At 39.9% G+C, this 24448-nt stretch carries 15 protein-coding genes, 2 tRNA genes and 3 rRNA genes; 17 read left to right on the top strand and 3 right to left on the bottom strand.

What is annotated here, in order from left to right; all coding sequences use genetic code 11:
• Nucleotides 1-20: 20 nt before the first annotated feature.
• Entirely contained in the window at nt 21-296 is a 276-nt protein-coding gene (locus QZL88_RS01330; RefSeq protein ID WP_296938148.1) for a cation transporter, read from the bottom strand.
• A 288-nt stretch (nt 297-584) separates the two neighbouring features.
• Here QZL88_RS01330 and QZL88_RS01325 point away from each other — a divergent pair, with 288 nt between their 5' ends.
• Together QZL88_RS01325 and QZL88_RS01320 are read left to right on the top strand one after the other, a co-directional pair.
• Nucleotides 585-1313: a YebC/PmpR family DNA-binding transcriptional regulator gene (locus QZL88_RS01325; protein WP_006801617.1), complete on the top strand. Its 729-nt coding sequence runs from the start codon at nt 585-587 to the stop codon at nt 1311-1313.
• Between the two features lie 88 nt (nt 1314-1401).
• A complete protein-coding gene (locus tag QZL88_RS01320) occupies nt 1402-2658 on the top strand; it encodes a DUF5103 domain-containing protein (protein ID WP_296938144.1) in 1257 nt (418 codons plus the stop codon).
• A gap of 11 nt (nt 2659-2669) precedes the next feature.
• Here the strand turns inward: QZL88_RS01320 and QZL88_RS01315 are convergent, their stop codons facing one another.
• On the bottom strand, nt 2670-5003 hold the full coding sequence (locus tag QZL88_RS01315) for a glycoside hydrolase family 20 protein (RefSeq protein WP_296938143.1): 2334 nt from the start codon (nt 5001-5003) through the stop codon (nt 2670-2672).
• Nucleotides 5004-5153: 150 nt separating this feature from the next.
• Between QZL88_RS01315 and QZL88_RS01310 the strand changes: the two genes are divergently transcribed.
• The 3 genes from QZL88_RS01310 to QZL88_RS01300 all read left to right on the top strand — a co-directional run bounded on the left by QZL88_RS01310 (nt 5154) and on the right by QZL88_RS01300 (nt 8897).
• Entirely contained in the window at nt 5154-6467 is a 1314-nt protein-coding gene (locus QZL88_RS01310) for an aspartate kinase (protein ID WP_296938140.1), read from the top strand.
• A gap of 14 nt (nt 6468-6481) precedes the next feature.
• Entirely contained in the window at nt 6482-7639 is a 1158-nt protein-coding gene (lysA, locus tag QZL88_RS01305) for a diaminopimelate decarboxylase (protein ID WP_296938138.1), read from the top strand.
• Between the two features lie 82 nt (nt 7640-7721).
• On the top strand, nt 7722-8897 hold the full coding sequence (locus QZL88_RS01300) for a glycosyltransferase (RefSeq protein ID WP_296938136.1): 1176 nt from the start codon (nt 7722-7724) through the stop codon (nt 8895-8897).
• 25 nt (nt 8898-8922) lie between these two features.
• On the opposite strand, the gene QZL88_RS01295 is transcribed toward QZL88_RS01300, so the two are convergent.
• Nucleotides 8923-9651 carry an archaeosortase/exosortase family protein gene (locus tag QZL88_RS01295; protein WP_296938134.1) on the bottom strand — a complete coding sequence of 243 codons (729 nt, stop codon included), beginning with the start codon at nt 9649-9651 and terminating at the stop codon, nt 8923-8925.
• A 390-nt stretch (nt 9652-10041) separates the two neighbouring features.
• On the opposite strand from QZL88_RS01295, the gene QZL88_RS01290 reads away from it, so the two are divergent.
• The 12 genes from QZL88_RS01290 to QZL88_RS01235 all read left to right on the top strand — a co-directional run bounded on the left by QZL88_RS01290 (nt 10042) and on the right by QZL88_RS01235 (nt 24440).
• Nucleotides 10042-11343: an outer membrane protein transport protein gene (locus QZL88_RS01290; protein WP_296938132.1), complete on the top strand. Its 1302-nt coding sequence runs from the start codon at nt 10042-10044 to the stop codon at nt 11341-11343.
• A 71-nt stretch (nt 11344-11414) separates the two neighbouring features.
• Entirely contained in the window at nt 11415-12038 is a 624-nt protein-coding gene (gene lptC, locus QZL88_RS01285; RefSeq protein WP_296938130.1) for an LPS export ABC transporter periplasmic protein LptC, read from the top strand.
• A 107-nt stretch (nt 12039-12145) separates the two neighbouring features.
• Complete coding sequence (locus QZL88_RS01280) at nt 12146-14254, top strand: SurA N-terminal domain-containing protein (RefSeq protein WP_296938128.1); 2109 nt, start codon at nt 12146-12148, stop codon at nt 14252-14254.
• Between the two features lie 83 nt (nt 14255-14337).
• Nucleotides 14338-14973 (top strand): endonuclease III, encoded by a 636-nt coding sequence (gene nth, locus QZL88_RS01275; RefSeq protein WP_296938126.1) that lies wholly within the window; start codon nt 14338-14340, stop codon nt 14971-14973.
• Between the two features lie 356 nt (nt 14974-15329).
• Nucleotides 15330-16856: ribosomal RNA gene (locus tag QZL88_RS01270) — 16S ribosomal RNA — on the top strand.
• 199 nt (nt 16857-17055) lie between these two features.
• Nucleotides 17056-17129: transfer RNA gene (locus QZL88_RS01265), tRNA-Ile, on the top strand.
• Nucleotides 17130-17232: 103 nt separating this feature from the next.
• Nucleotides 17233-17306 (top strand) — tRNA-Ala (locus QZL88_RS01260).
• A gap of 185 nt (nt 17307-17491) precedes the next feature.
• Nucleotides 17492-20380, top strand: a 23S ribosomal RNA gene (locus QZL88_RS01255).
• Between the two features lie 176 nt (nt 20381-20556).
• Nucleotides 20557-20665, top strand: a 5S ribosomal RNA gene (rrf, locus tag QZL88_RS01250).
• Together the 16S, 23S and 5S rRNA genes with 2 tRNA genes alongside form the textbook arrangement of a ribosomal RNA operon.
• Before the next feature lie 628 nt (nt 20666-21293).
• Nucleotides 21294-22436, top strand: coding sequence for an aldo/keto reductase (locus QZL88_RS01245; RefSeq protein ID WP_296938124.1), 1143 nt, complete (start codon nt 21294-21296; stop codon nt 22434-22436).
• Nucleotides 22437-22458: 22 nt separating this feature from the next.
• Entirely contained in the window at nt 22459-23442 is a 984-nt protein-coding gene (locus tag QZL88_RS01240; RefSeq protein ID WP_296938122.1) for an aldo/keto reductase, read from the top strand.
• 98 nt (nt 23443-23540) lie between these two features.
• Nucleotides 23541-24440, top strand: a complete 900-nt coding sequence (locus tag QZL88_RS01235; RefSeq protein WP_296938119.1) for a response regulator transcription factor — start codon at nt 23541-23543, stop codon at nt 24438-24440.
• Nucleotides 24441-24448 lie beyond the last annotated feature (8 nt).

Raw genomic sequence — 24448 nt, 5'->3', positions numbered from 1 at the left:
TTTTGTATTGATTGTACAACTCATTTACAACAGTCGGACAGCTCATCATATTTTACTTTGTCGGCTTTGTTCTTATCGGTGTCGTGGCCTACCTTTGCAATAGCTTCACTAATCTCTCCGAGATTTGTTTTCTCAGGATTAAAGCCTATTTGCAGTTTGCCATTCTGTACGTTCCATGTTGCGGAGAATACGCCATTTACTGATAAAGCCGCGTTTTCTATCCGTTGTTTGCATATCTCACAATTGCCATGAACTGTAAGTGTTGCGTATTTTAGGTTATTGTATATAATATCCATATCCATAGATTTTTAAAGGTTGATAATAATGGGGATATAGATTTATGGAATTCCATATTTTTAAGAACAAATATGATACAGATAAGTTTCGGTAGGAGATTGTTTTTAATAATGATTATATAAACCGAATGATTGATGTGATTATTTGTTATGAAACGATTGCTGATGCAATAGGAGATGAAAGAAAATTCTCAATAGTGAAAATGAATAAATAGTCCTTATCCTAAATCTCCGATATTTTTTATACTTTTGCCTTCCAAAAGAATAAACGATTGATATTATAATATTATGGGAAGAGCGTTCGAATACCGCAAAGCGACAAAGATGAAACGTTGGGGCAATATGGCCCGTGTGTTCACTAAACTAGGGAGGCAAATAACAATAGCAGTAAAAGAGGGTGGTCCCGAGCCCGATACCAATCCCCGTCTTCGTGTATTGATGCAGCAAGTGAAGAAGGAGAATATGCCAAAGGAAAATGTAGAACGTGCCATCAAAAAAGCAATATCGAAAGATGAAGCCGATTATAAGGAGGTTGTATATGAAGGATACGGGCCGTTTGGTATTGCTATCGTGGTAGAGACTGCAACCGATAATCCTACACGTACTGTAGCGAATGTGCGCAGCTACTTTAATAAGCATAATGGTTCGCTGGGGACTTCAGGAAGCCTTGAATTCCTGTTCGACCATAAATGTGTGTTTAAGATCGGAGCAAAGGAAGGTGTTTCACTGGAGGATCTGGAACTGGAATTAATCGACTATGGTGTTGATGAAGTAGAGCATGACGGTGATGATATAATACTCTACGGAGAGTTTAAGTCTTACTCCGAAATACAGAAATATCTCGAAGAAAACGGATTTGAAATACACAGCGCCGAGTTTGAGCGCATCCCGAATGACCTGAAAGAACTGACAAAGGAACAGCAGGAACAAATACAAAAGCTATTGGATAAATTCGAAGACGATGACGATGTTCAGAACGTATTCCATAATATGAAAGAAGATTTCGAAGAAGAGTGACTCTGCTTTGATGATGCCATATAAGGAACTGCAAGACACCACTCTTGCAGTTTTTTTATTACATTTGTCAATATAAAAATATAGAGCGATGATGAAATACAAGCTTATAGCGGCACTTCTGTTCGTTTGCAATATACTTTCAGCACAGGCATACCGGACGCAGACCCTTTCTGACGAAATATATACAATACAGGTAAATCTGAACGAAATATGGGGGCAGAATCCCGTGGCTAGATTGAATAGTGATGATAATATCAATATCAGTTTTGACCGCTTGTCGGATAATTCCTTCAACCGACTACGGTATCGCATTATACATTGCGATGCTTATTGGTTAAAAAGTAAAGGTATCTCTGAGATCGATTATCTGAACGGATTTAATGACAATCCTATAGATGATTATGCTCCATCGGTCAACACCACAGTCGAATATACACATTTCAATCTGGATATACCAAACAGGGATGTGAGCCTGAAAATATCGGGAAATTATGTTGTCGAAGTTTATGAGGACGGTGAACCCGGTATAGTATTACTTACAGCCTGCTTCTCGGTGGTAGATCCGGCTATAAGTATAGCGGCCACAGTCTCATCCAATACCGACATAGACTTTAATAAAAGCCATCAGCAGGTATCTTTCACGATTCATCATCAGGGTATGGATATCAGAGATCCCTTTACCGAAATAATGGTGTTTGTACAACAAAACAACAGATTGGATAATGAAAAACGGAAATTGAAGCCGACATATATAAATCCTAATAAACTGATATATGAACACAACAGAGACCTTATATTCCCAGCTGGTAATGAATATCGCCGTTTTGAAACATCGAGCTACAGGTATAATGGTATGAATGTTGCTCACATCAGATATGTCCGTCCGGGTTATGAAATGGATATTGAAACGGATAAGGTACGTGCCGGACGTTCTTATAGCTACGATCAGGATCAGAACGGCCGCTTCTTTATACGGAATAATGATAGTGAATATCCTGAAACAGAGGCTGATTATTTTATTACTAATTTTGCATTGGCGATGGACGACCCTTTGTTGGAAAGTATATACATAAACGGAAATTTTACAGATAATACCTTTACCGACAAATACAAGATGAAATATGATAGCAATGAAAAGGTATACCGCCTCTCCTTATTATTGAAACAGGGTATGTATAATTATCTCTATCTTACAAAAGACGGGAGCAATTTTGTTACTACTAATATCGAAGGCAATTATTTCGAGACTGAGAATGAATATTCTATTTATGTTTACTACCGCCCTACTGGTCAGCGTTACGATAGTCTGATAGGTGTGCAGAATATACAGTCGCGGGCGAAGTAAGGGGTACGAGTTTAATAAACCCTTACTTCATCTATCATCAGGTAAGCCTTGTCCCCTTTCTTTTCGTGCCATTCGGGCAATACTTTTACCGATTCGGCAATTACTTTTATATACCGGCCTTTCACTGTTTCGTCCAGATTAGCCGATAAAGTAATCACTTTAGGACTTATATGTTCTGTATGTCCTTCATATGTCTCCTTAAACACCTCCTTATATGTATTACCATCCGCAGATATTAACAACGCGAGGTTTTTAGGTGCAAATAATCCCCCTCTGGTATTTACATATGAATTCATATCCAGAGATGAGATATCGGTAAGCTCTTTCATATCAATATGTGCTTCAAAATCAGTACCGAGAAAACCCAGCCACATACCCGTGCGGTAACTGGCATTAGAACCTAATTGCCCATTAACCAATGTTGTTGCACCATCGAACATATAGCGCTTATCCGGCTCATATTTCAATGTTATGGGTTTGGCAAAAGCTTTATGAACAATGAAGTCTTTAGTATAAACCTTGCCTCTTACATTTTCCCGATAAGTGACGGCTTTGAATATAGTATTGCTCTTTATCGTTACTGGGCTGTTATATGTGTAAAGTGCAGATTCGGCGGTCGGCTCTTTATCAGCTAATGTATAATAAATGGGGCTGTTATCGAATGTAGACATATATAGGTTTATCTCATTCTTAAATGTATCCACTACAATAGAATCCTGTATTTCATAAGCTTGCTTACAATTCTCATATCCCAGTTTGTCGAAGTGTTTAGAGAGACGGTATAAGCGCGATACGAACTCGTTATAATCTTTCCTTTCGGGATTGGTCCATACTGTCTCAGCCAGAGCGCACATACGGGGGAGCAGCATATATTCTACATTTTGTCCCGAAGGCATATATTCTGCCCATATATTAACCTGCGCACCCAAAATGTGCTTCTGGCTGTTTTCATCTAAACCGGCAGGCATTGGATTGAATGAATATGTCTTTTTTAGTTCAGTTAACCAGCCAAAAGTGAAAGGCTCATTCTCTACATCGGGAGATTGATAATAATCCAGATATACATATTGCTCAGGTGTCATTATCACGTTGTGTCCTTTATTTGCAGCATAAATACCGCCTTCGGTACCCCGCCACGACATGATTGTTGCATTGGGAGCAATACCTCCTTCCAGTATTTCGTCCCAACCTATGATGCTCTTGCCTTTATTGTTTATGATCTTCTCTACTCTGGCTATGAAATAGCTCTGTAGCTGTTCACCCAAAGTGTGTTCTTGAGATTTCTTGAATCCCAATTGTCTCATTCTTGCCTGACATCTGGGACATGCCATCCATCTGTTTTTAAGGCACTCATCACCTCCTATATGGATATACCGGGCGGGAAACAATGGGAGTACCTCGGTCATCACATCATCGAGAAACGTAAACACTTCCTCATTACCTGCACAAAGCACGTCTTCGTAGATACCCCATTCGGCACCTACCTGATAGGGGCCTCCCGTACAACCCAGATAGGGGTATGAAGCCAGGGCGGCTAATGTATGTCCGGGAATATCTATTTCCGGGATGATGGTTATGAAACGCTCTTCCGCATATTTTACAATGTCTTTTATTTCTTCCTGCGTGTAGAATCCACTAACGGGTTTATTGTCAAATTCACCAGTATGACGGCCTATGATTGTATGTTCACGTTTAGAACCTACTTCGGTTAGCTTAGGGTACTTTTTTATCTCAATACGCCATCCTTGGTCGTCGGTCAGATGCCAGTGAAAGATACTGATATTGAACATGGCCAGTATATCAATATACTTTTTTACAAAATCAACGGAAAAAAAATGTCGGGATACATCTAGTGAGGCACCCCTGTGGGCATAAGAGGGATAATCTGTAATTTCAGTACTCGGAAATTCTATTTCGCTATCAGCATTTACTGGAATTGATTTTCGGATAGTTTGGATTCCATAAAAGGTACCAGCTTCAGAAGATCCGTTGATAGTGATGAGCGAAGAATTTACATTTATGATATAGGCTTCAGGATTATCACTCGAATAATCAATGGTGAGTTTTATAGCATTCTCAATATCCTGTTTGTCGGTTATTTCAAGTCTGAAGCCTGTTATTTGCGCAATATATTCGGATAGTAAAGCCGCAGATTGGGCAAGCTTGCTATTTGCGGCAGGAAATGATATCTTTGTAGTCTTATTCAGGATGAAAGGTTTAGCGTCTGTTGTTTTTATTTCCTGTACCATAGGTATTATATCATAACTGGCTACCGGAGTAGTTTTGTCAGAAGTACAGGCAATAAAAAATAAAAGAGTAGACAGACAAAGAAAATTTCTAAACATAAATGAATGATTTTGTGTTTTATATGATAAAAAGTTAAACAAATATCAAATATATGCTTTATTCTGAAATTTTTGCCACAAAAAATTTATATTTTTGCACCTTGATTGTATAGTCGTTATGCAATTAACAGTTTAATTAAAATGTAGAAGATGAAAGTCCTTAAATTTGGTAGTGCGTCTATTGCTACAGCAGACAAGATGAAAAATGTAGCAAATATTGTTGCCCCGGGTGGTAATAATATTATTGTGTTGTCATCGATGCGGGGAACAGCAGAGGCATTGGCTGAAGTATCGGACTATCTGTACAAAAAGAATCAGGAAGGAGCTATTGAAATAATAAACAGGCTGGAGAAGGAATATCACGATTTTATTTCCGGTCTTTTTAGTGAAGAAGCCTTCAGGTTAAAAGCGGAAGAGGTAATTACGGCGAAGTTTAATTATATCCGCACCTTCACCAAAGACCTGTTTACCCTTTTTGAAGAACGGGTGGTAATGGCTCAAAGTGAACTGCTCAGCTCCGAGTTGTTTCATTTGTACCTTATCGAGAAAAAGATAAATGCAGCATTGATACCTGCACTTGAATACATGCGTACTGATAAGAATTCGGCGCCGGATCCCGTATATATAAAGGAAAAACTCACAGCTTTACTTGATGCGGCCAAAGGTGCGGATTTGTATATCACACAAGGATATATCTGCCGCAATGCATATGGCGAGATCGATGATTTACGTAAAGGTGGGAGTGATTACACAGCTTCGCTGGTTGGAGCTGCAGTAGGAGCAGATGAAATTCAGATTTGGGCTGATGTACATGCTATGCAGAACAATGATCCGCGCTATGTAAAAGGAACTACAGCTATCCGTCACCTGAATTTTGATGAAGCTGCCGAGTTGGCGTATTTTGGTATAAAAATACTTCATCCGTCAAGCATATTGCCTGCAAAATTGGCTGATATACCTGTATGTCTTAAAAATACTGAATATCCTGATGCTGTAGGAACACTTATTTCTAACGAAACGGAAGCCCGTGCCATAAAGGCCGTGGCCGCAAAGGAAAACATTACGGCGATAAAGATAAAATCGGGCAGAATGTTACTTGCGCATGGCTTTTTGCGCCGTGTAACCGAAGTATTCGAAAATTATCAGACATCTATTGATATGTTGGCTACTTCCGAAATAGGGGTTTCGCTGACTATAGATGATGACAAAAATATACAGCTTATTCTTGACGAACTGAAAAAATATGGTACGGTTTCTGTTGATTCAAATATGGTAATTATTTCCGTAATAGGAAATCTGGAATCGGAAGACGCCAGTTTTGCGTCTACGATATTAAATGCCGTAAAAGGCATATCTATTCGTATGATTTCGTATGGCGGTAGTAAATACAACTTTTCATTTCTGATAGAAAGTAAAGATAAAGAGAAGACGCTCCAAATACTGAATGACAAATTGTTTAATTAATTATTAAATTCCAAATGACAAAAGGAAATTTTCCTGTTGACAAGCTAAAAGGTATCGAAACGCCCTTTTATTATTACGATATGGATTTGTTGAAAAAGACATTGAAAATCGTAAAAGAAGAGACAAAAAAATACGGATTTGTTCAGCACTATGCTGTAAAAGCCAATGCAAACCGCAGGATTCTTGAACTTATTGCTTCGGAAGGTTTTGGCGCCGACTGTGTAAGCGGAAATGAGGTGAAAGCAGCGGTAAATGCAGGATTTCCGGCTTCAAAGATTGTTTTTGCAGGAGTAGGCAAGACAGATAAAGAAATAAATCTGGCTCTCGACCTTAATATCTTCTGCTTCAACGTAGAGTCTTTGCCCGAATTGGAAGTAATAAATGAACTTGCAAGCAAGAAAGGTAAACTGGCTCAGGTAGCATTGCGAATCAATCCGAATGTAGATGCCCATACACATGAATATATAACTACCGGTCTGAATGAAAATAAATTTGGTTTTGCTATGGCGCATCTTGATGCCGTAATAGAGAAACTGAAATCCCTGAAAGCGATCAAACTGATAGGGATACATTTTCATATAGGCTCTCAGATAGAGGAAGCGGAGACTTTCGAGCCTTTATGTGAACGTGTGAATGAATTACAGGTATATTTCGAAGAAAAAGAAATAAAACTGGAACATATCAATCTTGGCGGAGGGCTTGGTATAGATTATGAGAATCCGGATGCTCATCCGGTTTCTGATTTCGCCGGATATTTTGCCTTGTTCAATAAAAGCCTGAAACTAAGAGACGGACAAATAGCTCATTTCGAATTAGGACGCTCCATCGTAGCTCAGTGCGGAGCATTGGTCACTCGTACAACATATGTGAAGCACGGAGAAAACAAAGTATTCGTGATTGTGGATGCAGGTATGACAGACCTTATTCGTCCGGCACTATATCAGGCATATCATAAAATAGAGAATATTTCTTCTAACCTTCCGGTTAAGAAATATGATGTGGTAGGTCCTATCTGTGAATCTTCAGACGTGTTTGCAAAGGATTACGAGCTGAATGAAACACAGAGAGGGGATATGCTTGTCCTTCGCTCGGCCGGTGCATATGGTGAAATAATGGCTTCGCAATATAACTGCCGCGAATTGCCTAAACCATATTACTCGGATAAGATATAAATCGTACAACAATATAAGTCAGGAGTCGTATGAATATATGGCTCTTGCTTTTTTATGAAGACATTTTTTTAGAATACAGGCAATGGTTGAGCAAATCTTACATTACTTCATGTTTAACGAAATGGAAATTGCAGGAATAATATTTTTCTTCCTGTTGTTTCTTGTTCAAATTTTCTTCTATTTCAATTATTACAGGAAGCCCTATTCTGTTGTTTGCAAGAGAGAGAAGGATAATTACAAACCATTTTGTCAGAAACCTAAAGTGTCTGTTATTATAGCTTCTGAAAATGCAGCGGACGAGTTAGCTGAAAATCTGCCTGCTATACTGACACAGGATTACCCCGATTTTGAGGTTATTGTTGTTAATAACGGATCCACGGATGAGAGCGAAACTTTGTTACAGTCTCTGCAACTTAAATATCCTCATTTATATATCACATATTTGCCTTATTCGAACGATATAACTTTTGGTCGCCGCAAGTTGGCACTGACCATCGGAATTAAGGCTGCTAAAGGTGAGGTTCTGTTGTTTACAGAACCTTATTCCAAACCGCTCTCTGACCAGTGGATATCCTCTATGATGGAAGGGCTTCCGGACGGGAAAGATGTTGTTCTGGGTTATTCTTTTTATAATAGGACAAAGACATTTTTTAATCGTATCGCCCGTTTCGACAATCATTTGTTCTCTATGCAGTATATATCCATGGCTCTCAAAGGTAAACCGTTTACAGGGATATACCGCAATCTGGCTTTTCGCAAGCATCTCTTTTTCGATAATAAGGGCTTTGCCGCGTTCCTTAATTTAGAGAATGGAGAGGATGTATTCATCAATCAGATAATAACAGATAGTAATACTTCCGTGGCGTTATCGTCCGATAGTTTTGTGGAGTCTTCTAACGATCGGTTTTCATTGTGGAAACAAGTAAAGAAATCTTATTCGATTACAAAAAAGCATTTTAAAAGTAAAGCACCAATCAATTTATTCGGTTTGGAAGCAGTTACCCGTTATTTATTTTATTTAATGCTGATTGCTCTTATTGTGTACTCTGCAATATCTTTTCATTGGGCATTATTGGGCATCACTGTATTTTTATTTCTCTTCAGATTAGTTGTACAGTGGATAATAATAAATAAATCAGCCCAGTACTTCCGTTCGGGGAAGTTCCATTTCTCTCTGATCCTGATGGATTTTTTACAACCTTTCTATAATTTCAGGTTCAGAACCAACCATAAAAATCGGGCTACAGGTCGCCGTTGATTCTGAATCAGGTTTTAAGTTACGCTTAGTTTTTTATATGTTTCTGTGGATTTCCGCTTGTTTCGGGGGGGGTATTGATTAGTCTCAGATAAGGTTTCCGGATTCTCTCTTCCCAAATCAACCATAGCACAAAGATAACTCCATCGTAGTATATCCAGACGAACACATCCCGATGGAAGACATTAAACCAGTCTTCATAGAATTTCAGATAACACTCTTTGGTGTTTACCCATTGGCAGTTATTATACCATTCGTTTACAGGTATAAACCATTCGGGGAAAGGATTACGTATAATAATAAGTATTATGGCCAGCCTAAGAATATTAATTAGCAATAGGATAACCAACGACATCGGAATATACCACAACTTCTTCTTTACCGGTCCAAAATAGAACGTGAGTATAAAGGTGAACATGAAAAGTTGCTTCAATCCCGTGCATCCCCATATAATATCTACGGGAATGGAATTTTCGAAATAGAGTGTGTACCCGTTGATGATCTTAAAATCATGATATCCGAACAGGTCATGTACGACCCGGTATACAGCGTCTGCTGTCCATAGGTTCATACCTTCGGTATATGCGGTCAAGTCTTTACCCAGCACGAGGAGTATCCTTTCGTCTTCTCCCTGATGTATACAAAGTTTCCAAATAAATTCAAATATGAGAAACAAGCATAAAAACCAGATGATATCTTTGAATGGTTTCAGCTTGTTTATGAATATGTTTATGTAGTATTTGCCGTTATTATTCATTGAGCTTAGAAATCGCGAACAAAGGTACTAAAATAAGGATAATTAACCTTTTTAAGGCAAAAAAAATATGACATTTTATCTAAAACGTCGGTTTACTGGTTTTTTTTAATTTACTTTGCACAAATTTCATCTGTTTTTAAGTGAATTTAGTAGTAAATAAAGGATATTCGTTATAAAACAAGCTGTTTATTAATTAGATAAGTTGAACAAAGAATCCTAATATCAGTAAGGCTTTTGGATGATTATTTAGCTTTCTTTCTAAGTTTTGCGATACCTGAATAATAATTTGCTTAAAAATATGTTTATAGATGAGAATACGAAATGACTGACAGAACAGGTATTTTTATATCAGATTGAGATTTACAGGATTAAACCGTATATTGAATTAAAATGCTAAAGAGTAAAAATCTTCTTTTAATAGCCCTTTTGGCTTGTATTGTAGGCTCGTTAAGAGCTCAAACCGATTCTCCATACAGCAGATATGGCTACGGAGTACTCAGAGACCAGGCCGTAGGTCCATCAAAGGCAATGGGAGGTATAGGTTATGGACTTCGAAACAGCCAGAGTGCAAATCCGCTGAATCCGGCATCATATTCCAGAGTAGACTCACTAACCTTTCTATTCGATATAGGCGTTAACTTCAACAGTGGAAAATTGACTGACGGAATTAATTCTGATAAGAAGTACAGTGGAGGGCTCGATTATATAACAATACTCGTTCCCCTCAAGAAAGGTCTCGGCCTTAGTTTTGGTATTATACCTTTTTCTTCGGTAGGTTATAAATTTGGATCAACGGAAACTAATGGCTCAGTATCTTACAACAAAACATTTTCCGGTAGCGGAGGATTAAGTCAGATATATGGAGGACTCGGATATTCTACCCCCATAAAAGGATTATCAGCCGGAGCGAATGTCTCCTATCTTTTTGGTACATTAGACCATACCCGGAGTTTGCCAGCATTGACCGGTAGTACTACATATACATCCAGAGATGACACCGAATTATCTATTAAAGCAGCAAAGTTCGATATAGGGCTTCAGTATGAAATGCCAATAGCTAAAAATAAAATATTAACAATCGGTGCAGTTTATTCTCCTAAGATTAATTCTTCTGCTGATTATGATAATAAACGTTATGTAATATCTGCGTCTAATACTCTAGTTCAAGGAGATACTACTATTTATAAGGGGGTTGATGCCGGAATACCAGAGACTTACGGATTAGGATTTACAGTAAACAGTAACAATAAGCTTGTATTTGGAGCAGATGCTACTTATCAACGCTGGAGTAAGGCTAAATATACTTCGTATATGAACGACGGACTGAGTGATGCCGATCGATTCAATGATAGGTGGAAGTATAGCGTTGGTGCTGAATATATGATAGACCCATATGACAGGAGTTTCTTTAAGAAAATCAGATTCAGAGGAGGGGTTAATTATGCCAATTCATACCTGAATGTAATGGATGCCTCTGGAAAAATAGATGGCTATAAAGAATATGGAGCAACATTAGGATTCGGTTTACCTATCCGGGATAATATCGGTCAGCGAGTGTCATATATCAACATTAATTTCGAATACAAAAAATTAAAGCCGAAACTTAGTAATATGATAAGTGAAGAATACTTTGGAGTATCGTTGAATGTCAATATCAATGAACTTTGGTTCTTCCGTCGTAAAGTTGAATAAAGAAATACAGAATCAAGATAAATGGCCTCAATTACTGATTGAGGCTCATTGTTTTTAAGTATATTAGCCTAATGAAGTTAATGCCACTCCAAAAACTGTTTCTGGTAACAGTAATTACAATATTTACTGCGCCATTCTTTTTTGCATCCTGTAAGAAAGAAGTCAGTTCTGCCGTAAATTTCAAATATGATAAAGAGATTGTGCCATCCATGCATACAGACAGTGTGCGGATGCTCATTTCCGATTCGGGACTTATCAAATACAAGATGATAACTAAAACTTGGGATGTTTTTGATGAAGCGAAAGATCCTCATTGGTTTTTTCCGGAAGGACTTTATCTTGAGCAATTTGATACTGCTTTTGTTGTTGTTGTTACAATTAAGGCTGATACCGCATGGAATTATACCCGACGTAAGCTATGGAGACTCAAAGGGCACGTTTTTGTAAGAAATATCATAGGTGAAACATTCACAGGTGATGAATTATTTTGGAATCAGCAGGAACAAAAAATATATTCAGATAAGCTGGTTGAAGTAAACAGACCGGAAAAAGGTATATTAGTAGCCCGCAACGGATTAGTAGCTAACCAGCAAATGACAGCATACGAATTTATGGAAGTAGGGGAGAATGCCGGAAAGAAAACAGTGTTTTATGTGAACGAAGATGAAGAAAACAAAGAAGAAAAAGCAGAATAGTTTTTCAAATATGAATGAAATTCAATCTCAATTTATTATCTTCGCACGCTGAAAACTATATCTTTAAGAATTTGAAATAAACAAAATAAAAAGTAATTATTAATTAGATGGCTGCATTACAGAAAATTAGGAGCAAATCAGGCCTGCTTGTCGGTATAATCGCGGTAGGTTTATTAGCATTTGTATTTCCGTGGGGTGAAGTTACGACCTTTGTTAATAAAATGAGAGACAAAGCATTTGTTGTAGATGGAAAAGTGATTACAACGAAGGAATATTCGGACAAAATCGCTCAATGGGAAAACTTTCAGAAGATTATGTCGAATCAATCCTCATTGGATGAATTCACAAATTCTCAAATCAGAGAAATGGCTTACCAGCAGATGGTAAAAGAAATAATGCTGGACGAAGAGGCCGGCAGATTAGGCCTAGCTGTTACACCTGAAGAATTAAATGATATGGTATATGGACCTGTTGTGGCTCCTATATTGTACCAAATACCTTTTTTCGCAAACCCTCAGACAGGTCAATTCGATAAAGCATATCTGATGCAATTCCTTTCCGATATAAATCAGGATCCGACTGCAGTGCAAGAACCTCATAGATCTGAAATTATGGCCAGAAGAGAGATCTGGGCATTCATACAGAATATGATGAAATATCAGCGTCTTGAAGAAAAATATGCATCTTTAGTTGCCGGTTCGGTTTTAGTTAGCGATACAGAGGCAAAAGCTGCTTATGCTGATTCTAAGAATGTTTCAGATATAGCATATGTTGTACAGAGATATTCGACCTTGGCTGATTCTGCAGTTCAGGTTTCAGATAAAGAAATAAAGGCTCTGTACGATTTGCGTAAGAATAATTATAAACTGGATACAGAACTTCGGAAGATTTCATATTTCATCAAAGATGTTGTTCCTAGCGATGAAGATTATGCCGCTATAGAACAAGAGATGAATGCTGCATACGAAAAGTTGAAAATGACAGATAATCCTGCTATTGTTCTAAGTGAGTATTCATCTACATATCAGGATATTTTTATGGCAGTATCATCATTGCCGGCTGATGCTAAAACATTTGTGGAATCTGCATCTGTAGGTGATATTTTTGGACCGGTTCGCGAAGATCAGACTTACCTGATGTATAAACTAATAGACCGGACAAATGCTGCGGATTCAATTAAACTGCAAATAATACCATTGCCTCAGGGACTTGATGAAAAAACATCAGCACATATAGTTGATAGTATACAAAGCGTTCTTAAAGGTGGTAAGGATTTCGGAGCTGTAGCAGACGAACTATTCCCCAACTCTAATGGCGGTGATCTTGGCTGGACTAACGAAGCAATGTTGGCTAGTGCGGGAATTGCAAAAGAATGTTTTGCCGCAGCCAAAGGTGAAGTTCTGAAATTGAAAGTAGGAGGTCAGGATCAGTTGATTCGTATAACAGATAAGACTAACCCGGTTCCAAAGGTGAAGTTAGCTGTAATACAATTACCTGTCATAATTAGTGATAAGACTCAGAATGCTATAGATAACGAATTGAACCAGTTTGTAAGTGAAAATGGAAATCTTGAGAATTTTGACAAAGCTGCTCAGGCTAAAGGCTACAGTCTGATTCAGAATTCAATTATCTCACCTTCCGAAATAGCATTAGGCCAGGCGACAGGGACTCGTCAGGTAATACACTGGGCTTTCAATGAAAAGGTTGGTTCGGTAAAGAAATTCGATATGTCCGATAAACGTGTGGTTGCAATTGTGAAAAACGAAATTACTGGTGACTATATGCCGGTTTCGGAAGTAGCAACAGCATTAAAAGCTGAACTTATAAATGATAAAAAAGCGGAGAAAATCATTGCTGACTTAAAAGCTAAGAATTTGACGTCTTTAGATGCTTATGCGCAAGCTGTGTCAGGTAAGGTGGATACTGTTAATTTTGTTACATTCCAGACCAATAACTTATCCGGTATTGGCTACGAACCTCTAATGAATGTATATTCTAAATTAGGTCAGGTAAATAAACTGGAGGCTCCTATGAAAGGAAAATCCGGAGTATATGTATTGAATGTGACAAACAAAACAGAAGATACAAAAGAATTTAATGCAGAACAGACAAAACAGTCATTGAAGCAAGCCAATTATTATCAGATGATGTCACAGGCCGTATCTATATTGAGAAATAAAATGAATGTAGAAGATAACAGAGTGAAATTCTGGTAAAATTTTTTAAAGAAAAATTTAATCACTATATTTAAAGTCCCTTGTAGCAAAAGCTATAAGGGACTTTTTTAATTAAAGAGAGTATGACAAAGAAAGAACGTTACGCAGGGGTTATTAGTTGGTTTGACAAACATATGCCTGTAGCAGAAACAGAATTGCATTACGATGACCCTTTTCATCTATTGATTGCTGTCATTTTATCTGCCCAGTGCACAGATAAGCGGGTCAATATGATAACACCGCCCTTGTTCGAAGCATATCCCACACCGGAAGTGATGGCTGTTTCGAGTACAGATGCCATCTATCATTATATCAAGAGTGTGTCTTATCCCAATAATAAAGCGAAAAACCTGTTAGGCATGGCAAAGAAGCTCGTAGATGACTTCGGTGGGAAGGTGCCTGATACGATGGAAGAATTGGAGACTATACCTGGAGTAGGCCGCAAAACAGCAAATGTAATGCTTATTGTAGCTTTTAATAAACCGGCAATGCCAGTCGATACACATGTTTTTAGGGTTTCCAATCGAATTGGACTAACCGATAATTCGAAAAATCCTGAACAGACAGAGAGAGAATTGATAAAATATATACCCACAAAATATTTATCAAAAGCTCATCATTGGCTAATTTTACATGGTAGATATATCTGTGTTGCGCGAAAACCTAAATGTGAAGAATGCGGATTAATTCCGTATTGTAAGTTTTTTTCAAAAAAATGACCAAAAATTAGCCTTTAGTAATAACTTGGTTATTAGTATATTGAAAAAATACTTGAAAATAGTTTAAAAATACCTCTTAATATATTTGGAATGATACTAAAACTTTACATATCTTTGCACCCGCTTTACCACTAAAGGGCACGCTTAAAGAAGGGTGTTTGCGTAGGGAAAGAGAGAGGTCTTTGAAGGAAATGAAATAACAACATTATAGAGTGTAGTACACAATTTGGGTTTTTATTAAATTAAAGATCCGAAAAAACTAGAGATAGTTAAAAAAGGTGCTACCGTCAATTACTATTACCCAATAGTAATAAAAAAAGCTTGAACAGGATCAAAAGACTTAAAAAAAAGAATATACAAAGAAGAGTTTGATCCTGGCTCAGGATGAACGCTAGCGATAGGCCTAACACATGCAAGTCGAGGGGCAGCAGAGAGTAGCAATACTTAGATGGCGACCGGCGCACGGGTGAGTAACGCGTATGCAACCTACCTACAACAGGGGAATAACCCGGAGAAATTCGGACTAATACCGCATAAAACAGGGGTCCCGCATGGGAATATTTGTTAAAGATTTATCGGTTGTAGATGGGCATGCGTTCCATTAGGAAGTTGGTGAGGTAACGGCTCACCAATCCAACGATGGATAGGGGAACTGAGAGGTTTGTCCCCCACACTGGAACTGAGACACGGACCAGACTCCTACGGGAGGCAGCAGTGAGGAATATTGGTCAATGGGCGAGAGCCTGAACCAGCCAAATCGCGTGAAGGAAGACTGCCTTATGGGTTGTAAACTTCTTTTATCAGGGAATAAAAAGAGTTACGAGTAACTTATTGCATGTACCTGATGAATAAGCATCGGCTAACTCCGTGCCAGCAGCCGCGGTAATACGGAGGATGCGAGCGTTATCCGGATTTATTGGGTTTAAAGGGTGCGCAGGCGGGCTTTTAAGTCAGCGGTGAAATCCCAACGCTTAACGTTGGAACTGCCGTTGAAACTGGGAGTCTTGAGTATAGATGAAGTAGGCGGAATTCGTTGTGTAGCGGTGACATGCTTAGATATAACGAGGAACTCCGATTGCGTAGGCAGCTTACTAAGCTATAACTGACGCTCAAGCACGAAAGCGTGGGGATCAAACAGGATTAGATACCCTGGTAGTCCACGCCGTAAACGATGATTACTAGTTGTATGCGATATACCGTATGTGACTAAGCGAAAGCGATAAGTAATCCACCTGGGGAGTACGCCGGCAACGGTGAAACTCAAAGGAATTGACGGGGGCCCGCACAAGCGGAGGAACATGTGGTTTAATTCGATGATACGCGAGGAACCTTACCCGGGCTTGAAATGCATCTGAATTACGAGGAAACTTGTAAGCTAGCAATAGCAGATGTGTAGGTGCTGCATGGTTGTCGTCAGCTCGTGCCGTGAGGTGTCGGCTTAAGTGCCATAACGAGCGCAACCCACATTGTTAGTTACTAACAGGTCAAGCTGAGGACTCTAACAAGACTGCCGTCGTAAGATGCGAGGAAGGTGTGGATGACGTCAAATCAGCACGGCCCTTACGTCCGGGGCGACACACGTGTTACAATGGGTGGTACAAAGGGCAGCTACTTGGTGACAAGATGCTAATCTCCAAAGCCACTCCCAGTTCGGATCGGAGTCTGCAACTCGACTCCGTGAAGCTGGATTCGCTAGTAATCGCGCATCAGCCATGGCGCGGTGAATACGTTCCCGGGCCTTGTACACACCGCCCGTCAAGCCATGGAAGCTGGGGGTATCTGAAGTGCGTAACCGCAAGGAGCGTCCTAGGGTAAAACCGGTGACTGGGGCTAAGTCGTAACAAGGTAGCCGTACCGGAAGGTGCGGCTGGAACACCTCCTTTCTGGAGATACTGTTCGAGTTGGGTAGACCTTTAAAAAAAGGTGCTGCACTCTTAAATGATGTTGTTGTTTTAAGATATACTCAGTTTACGGGAGTAGGTAGAGGGTTAGAGTTTAAATATACTGTTAACTGTTCACTGCTCACTGTTCACTGACCAAGAGAAACCAAGAAGCTGGCAATCAGTTTCAGGCAGAACCGCCAGTCCTATAGCTCAGTTGGTTAGAGCGCTACACTGATAATGTAGAGGTCGGCAGTTCAAATCTGCCTGGGACTACCGCAATGCAGAGGCATCGCAATTAATAATTAACAGTTAACAATTAACAATAACGGTAAAAACCAATTCTTAATTATTAATTCATCATTATTAATTACCTTACGGGGGATTAGCTCAGCTGGCTAGAGCACCTGCCTTGCACGCAGGGGGTCAACGGTTCGAATCCGTTATTCTCCACACTTTCAATTGAGGATTGACAATTAATAATTGACAAAAAGAACTGTCAACTATCCACTATCCATTCTCAATTAGAAAAACGATCTTTGACATGATGTAAAAAAAGAGCAAGTAAAGTTAGATTATGATATAATCTATCAAACCCTGCTAATAAGCCCCCTTCGGGGAGTTTATTAGATAGAAAAAAAGAAAGTAGGAAAGGGCACATGGGGGATGCCTAGGCTCTCAGAGGCGAAGAAGGACGTGATAAGCTGCGATAAGCTACGGGAAGGTGCAAATAACCCTTGATCCGTGGATTTCCGAATGGGGCAACCCAATATCCGAAGAGGATATTACACTATGTATGTAGTGAGCAAACGCGGGGAACTGAAACATCTAAGTACCCGTAGGAAAAGAAAATAAAAATGATTCCCAAAGTAGTGGCGAGCGAAATGGGAAGAGCCCAAACCGGTATTGTTTAGGCAATACCGGGGTTGTAGGACTGCGCTGTGGCAAGAACGATTTGAAGTAGAACGTTTTGGAAAGAACGATCATAGAGGGTGATAATCCCGTATACGAATCATATCCGAAGCCTAGCAGTATCCTGAGTAGCGCGGGACACGAGAAATCCTGTGTGAATCTGCCGGGACCATCCGGTAAGGCTAAATACTCCTGAGAGACCGATAGTGAACCAGTACCGTGAGGGAAAGGTGAAAAGCACCTCGAACAGAGGAGTGAAAGAGACCCTGAAACCATGTGCCTACAAGCGGTCGGAGCATTAAATTGTGACGGCGTGCCTTTTGCATAATGAACCTACGAGTTACTCTTACTGGCAAGGTTAAGTACAAAGATGTACGCAGCCGAAGCGAAAGCAAGTCTTAACAGGGCGCTTTAGTCAGTAGGAGTAGACGCGAAACCAAGTGATCTACCCTTGGGCAGGTTGAAGTTTGGGTAACACCAAATGGAGGACCGAACCGGTAAGCGTTGAAAAGCTTTCGGATGACCTGAGGGTAGGGGTGAAAGGCTAATCAAACTTGGAGATAGCTCGTACTCCCCGAAATGCATTTAGGTGCAGCCTCGGCGAATTACTTATGTCAGGTAGAGCGACTGATTGGATGCGAGGGCTTCGCCGCCTATCAAGTCCAGATAAACTCCGAATGGGCATAAGTTAATACCGGGAGTGAGGGCATGGGTGCTAAGGTCCATGTCCGAGAGGGAAAGAACCCAGACCATCAGCTAAGGTCCCCAAATACATGTTCAGTTGAATTAACGAAGTATGACTACTAAGACAGCTAGGATGTTGGCTTGGAAGCAGCCATTCATTTAAAGAGTGCGTAACAGCTCACTAGTCGAGTGGTCGTGCGTGGATAATAATCGGGCATAAACATGTTACCGAAGCTATGGGATAAAATATTATCGGTAGGGGAGCATTCTACTCAGCGTTGAAGGCGAGGCGTAAGCCTTTCTGGAGCGTGTAGAAAAGCAAATGTAGGTATAAGTAACGATAAAGGGGGTGAGAAACCCCCTCGCCGAAAGACTAAGGTTTCCTGATCAACGCTAATCGGATCAGGGTAAGTCGGACCCTAAGGTGTAGCCGAACGGCGAAGCCGATGGAAGAACCGGTTAATATTCCGGTACTGTTATCTAGAGTTATGTGGGGACGCAGGAGTGACACTGCTGCCAAGTGACGGATTACTTGGTTAAAGGAAGTAGACGTTGATTACGGTAGGCAAATCCGCCGTGAGAGTTGAAACTGATAGTACTACAATCCTTCGGGAGCGTAGATAATGCAGGTAAACAGACTGCCTAGAAAAACCGCTAAACGCTAATCTATATAGCAACCGTACCACAAACGGACACACGTAGTCGGGTTGAAAATACTAAGGCGCTCGAGCGATTCACAGTTAAGGAATTAGGCAAAATGACCCTGTAACTTCGGGATAAAGGGTGCCAGCTTCACGGCTGGCCGCAGAGAATAGGTCAAGGCAACTGTTTAACAAAAACACATGGCTATGCAAATTTGAAAGAAGACGTATATAGCCTGACACCTGCCCGGTGCTGGAAGGTTAAGAGGAGATGTCATGAGCAATCAGAAGCATTGAATTGAAGCCCCAGTAAACGGCGGCCGTAACTATAACGGTCCTAAGGTAGCGAAATTCCTTGTCGGGTAAGTTCCGACCTGCACGAATGGTGTAATGATCTTGACACTGTCTCAACTGTGATCTCGGTGAAATTGTAGTATCGGTGAAGATGCCGATTACCCGCGATGGGACGAAAAGACCCCGTGAACCTTTACTATAGCTTTACATTGATTCTGGGCACTTGATGTGTAGGATAGGCCGGAGGCTATGAAGCGGGTACGCTAGTACTTGTGGAGCCAACCTTGAAATACGGCCCTTTAATTGTTTGGAATCTAACCTGCGGATGCAGGAACAGTGTATGGTGGGTAGTTTGACTGGGGTGGTCGCCTCCAAAAGAGTAACGGAGGCTTCTAAAGGTGTGCTCAGGACGATTGGTAACCGTTCGTAGAGTGTAATGGTATAAGCACGCTTGACTGAGAGACCCACAAGTCGATCAGGTAGGAAACTAGAGCATAGTGATCCGGTGGTTTCAGTATGGAATGGCCATCGCTCAAAGGATAAAAGGTACTCCGGGGATAACAGGCTGATCATTCCCAAGAGCTCATATCGACGGAATGGTTTGGCACCTCGATGTCGGCTCGTCACATCCTGGGGCTGGAGCAGGTCCCAAGGGTTGGGCTGTTCGCCCATTAAAGTGGCACGCGAGCTGGGTTCAGAACGTCGTGAGACAGTTCGGTCTCTATCTATCGTGGGCGCAGGATATTTGCGGAGATCTGACACTAGTACGAGAGGACCGTGTTGGACGGACCCCTGGTCTACCGGTTGTTCCGCCAGGAGCATCGCCGGGTAGCTAAGTCCGGATTGGATAAGTGCTGAAAGCATCTAAGTACGAAGCCGACTTCAAGATAAGATATCCATTAAGGGTGGTTGTAGACTACGACCTAGATAGGCTACAGGTGTAAAGGCAGCAATGTCATAGCCGAGTAGTACTAATTGCCCGGACGCTTTCAATGGTGCCAGTAGACTCACCGTAGTAAACTGGCACCGAACAACAAACCAGAGGTTTGCTATATTAGACAATAATCATAACAATACTTACTCTTTTACATCAGTCAATATAGTTGAAAATTGAGAGTTGACAGTTACATATAAACCATTGTCCACTATCAACTATCCACTATAAAAAGCATTCAGGTGGTTATAACACCGGGGCTCCACCTCTTCCCATTCCGAACAGAGAAGTTAAGCCCGGTCGTGCCGATGGTACTGCGCAAGTGGGAGAGTAGGTTACCGCCGTTTTAAGAAGAGAAGTCCTTCACTAGATATAGTGTGGGACTTTTTTGTTGTTGTCGCTCTGTGAGTACATGCCCCCACGGAATTAAGCACTGTAGGATATCGCAGAAACCATACCGATGAATATCAGTATCCCCGAAGACTTTCATCTAAAAAGTAACAAAAGTAACACATATTTCAGTCAACAGTCAACAGTTAGCAGTTAACAACTTGTACCTCGTGTCTCATATAACTTTCAACTTATTACTCAATACTTACTACTTGTTAAAAGGTAACAACCAGCAGTCAGCGGAGCTAATTAGCCTTTACCAAAAAACAAATACCAACGGCTTATAACTAAAACATACTACCAGTTAAAAAGTAACATATGTAACACTTTTTCCCTGCTTTAAAACCTTAACCCCTAACTCAATTTATCAAAGGACGAAAGCCGATAGGTTCAGATTCTACCTGCTCATATATATAGATAAATAAGCCTGTAATAAATCCATTTATCTCAGGCTTATTTTGGGTTGTGAGATAACTTATTTAACGTGATTATGTTTGATTTGAACAACTAATAGTTTGATTGGCGAAAATTGATAATACTTGTATGCCTTAAATTTGTATTGTATAATAACAATAGAAGCGAAATATGAAGAGGAAATCAGATTCGAATCAACCAAAAGAATTGAGCCGTCGTAATTTTTTTAGGACTGGGGCAACCTTAGGAGCAGCTATCTGCCTACAGCCTGCATTGAATAGTATTGCATCGGCTCAGCAAATCAGAGAATCAAATTCTAATTTTAATTTATCTGCTATGAATCAACGTCGTACACTTGGTATGGGAAAAAGCAGCATGCAGGTTTCCACCCTTGGTCTGGGATGTATGGGAATGAGTTATCACAGAAGTGCTCATCCGAGTAAAGAAATGAACATTGCATTGATTCGCAACGCAGTTGAATATGGTGTCACTTTTTTTGATACAGCTGAAGTTTATGGCCCATTTAGTAATGAGGAATTGGTAGGGGAAGCACTTCTCCCATTTCGGGATAAAGTTCAGATCTGTACTAAATTTGGATTCAATTTTAAGGGAAATGTTTCGTCTGGATTGAATAGTCGTCCCGAAAATATACGCCGAGTAGTTGATCAATCACTTAAAAGGCTAAAAACAGATAGGATTGATTTACTCTATCAGCATCGGCTCGATCCGAATGTACCTATAGAAGATGTTGCCGGAACTGTTGGTGATCTAATCCGTCAAGGTAAAGTTTTGCATTATGGACTTTGCGAGGTTAATGGACAGATTATCCGTCGTGCCCATGTAGAACAGCCATTAACAGCTATTCAAAGTGAATATTCGGTAATGTGGAGGCAACCTGAAGAAGAAGTACTTACTGTCGTTGAAGAACTTGGAATCGGCTTTGTACCCTATAGTCCGATAAACAGAGCATATCTTAGTGGTAGTCTTAATGAATTTACCAAATTCGATCAGGAGAATGATAATCGTTCAACATCACCTACATTTACTCCTGAAGCCATGAGAGCTAATTTACCAATAATTAATGTACTCTATAACTTCGGTAGGACAAGAGGTCTTACCTCTTCTCAAGTCGCATTAGCCTGGTTGCTGGCAAAGAAGCCATGGATTGTAGCTATTCCGGGAACTACAAAACTTTCACATCTGGAAGAGAACCTGAGGGCTATAGATATAAAACTGACTCCTGATGAAATAAAAGAGATTGACTCTGCTGTTTCTAATATTAATATTGCGGGACAACGGGAGAGAAACTATTAATAATAAAAATGAAATATAAAGTATGAATATAAGAAGATTAGGTAATGGTATGGATGTTTCAGCCATTGGCCTGGGATGTATGGGGATGAGTTTTGGCTATACGCCTCTGCCTGATAGGGCTGAGATGATTGCATTGATTCGTTCTGCATATGATATGGGTGAAATATTTTTTGATACCGCAGAGATCTACGGTCCCTATGCTAATGAAGAATTAGTTGGAGAAGCTGTAGGTCCTTTTCGACATAAAGTTATTATCGCCACCAAATTCGGGTTTAATATAGCAGACGGTAAACAATCCGGGACAAATAGCCGCCCTGATCATATTCGTAAAGTAGTGGAAGAATCTTTAAAAAGATTAAGGACAGATTATATAGACTTGCTTTATCAGCACCGTGTAGATCCCAATGTCCCTATCGAAGATGTTGCAGGCACCGTGAAAGATTTGATACAGGAAGGTAAAGTAAAGCACTTCGGGCTGTCGGAAGCCGGAGCGAAAACGATTCGTCGTGCCCATACAATACAACCCGTCACGGCAGTTCAGAACGAATATTCCTTATGGTGGAGACGTCCCGAAGAGGAATTTATTCCCACTTTAGAAGAATTGGGGATTGGTCTGGTACCATTCAGCCCTCTCGGAAAAGGTTATCTGACAGGAAATTTTAATGCTGATTCTACTTTCGAAAAAGGTGATTTTCGTAATATTCTACCACGTTTTACTTCAGAAGCTCTTGCGGCTAATCAGGCAATTGTAGATTTACTGAAAAAGATAGCTGACGAAAAAGGTGCGACTCCAGCTCAGATTGCTTTAGCTTGGCTATTGGCCCAAAAGCCATGGATTGTACCAATACCCGGAACAACAAAACTTCATCGTTTGAAAGAAAATATGAGGGCTGCAGATATCGACCTGACTGTTGCTGATTTGAAGAATATAAATGAAGCCAGCGCTAAAATAATTATTATCGGAGACCGTTATCCCGAGGAGATAGAACGTACGACAGGACTATAAATAATAAAAAAATACAAAAGATAGGATACAATTCGTGTGTATGCCTATCTTTTGTAATAAAAATTATTACATTTAAAAATCTAATCAAACTGCAGCATATGGTAGAAAGCCTTACAGAATTTTATAAACGGATAAATAATATTGGCCCTGTTGTATTGAATAAGGGGGAAGAATACCTTGATATTAATGAGAGCAGATGTAATATCGGAAAAACCTCTTTCAGCTATAGGGACTTTTATAAAGTAGCCCTTGTCCTGGATATTGGCAAATTATACTATGCTGATAAATGGATTATGGTAGACCGTCCTGCAATCCTTTTTTCCAATCCTCTGATTCCTTATGCATGGGAAGCTATTGATGCTGGCAAGGAAAGAGGTGTTTACTGTATTTTCAACGAGCACTTTCTCAAAACAGGCGATCGTCATAGTTCGCTGGCTGATACTCCATTACTCGATATATCTAAAGAGCGTATCTATTTCCTTGACGATAATACCGTAAACAATATTAAAGAACTATTTCAGAAAATGCAGGAGGAACTTAAATCAGATTATGCACAAAAGGCTGATATCTTACGTTGCTATCTTCATCTGTTGGTTCATGAAGCCATGAAGATGCAGACTATCAGTACATATATACCTCAAAAAAACGCAGGCCAGCGTACAGCCGAACTATTCCTTGCTTTACTGGAACGACAGTTTCCTGTCGATATTCCAAACGAATCTCTTAGCCTGAAAACAGCAAACGATTATGCAGAACGTTTGTCCGTCCACGTAAATCATTTGAATAGAGTCGTCAAATCAACTACGGGACGAACAACTTCAGGGCTTATAACTAACCGTATTATACAAGAAAGTGTACAGCTTTTGCAACATTCTAATTATACAATCGGAGAAATAGCTTTCGGGCTAGGTTTTGAAGAACTCGCATCATTTAGCAACTTCATAAAAAAACATACAAATTTATCTCCGAGCGCACATCGTTCCTTACAAACTGTTTAATAAGAAGC

This window comes from uncultured Dysgonomonas sp. (assembly GCF_900079725.1).
In the GTDB taxonomy this organism is placed as follows: Bacteria; Bacteroidota; Bacteroidia; order Bacteroidales; family Dysgonomonadaceae; genus Dysgonomonas.
Note: the sequence above shows the minus strand (reverse complement) of the source record. Positions and strands in the feature narration are given on the sequence as shown.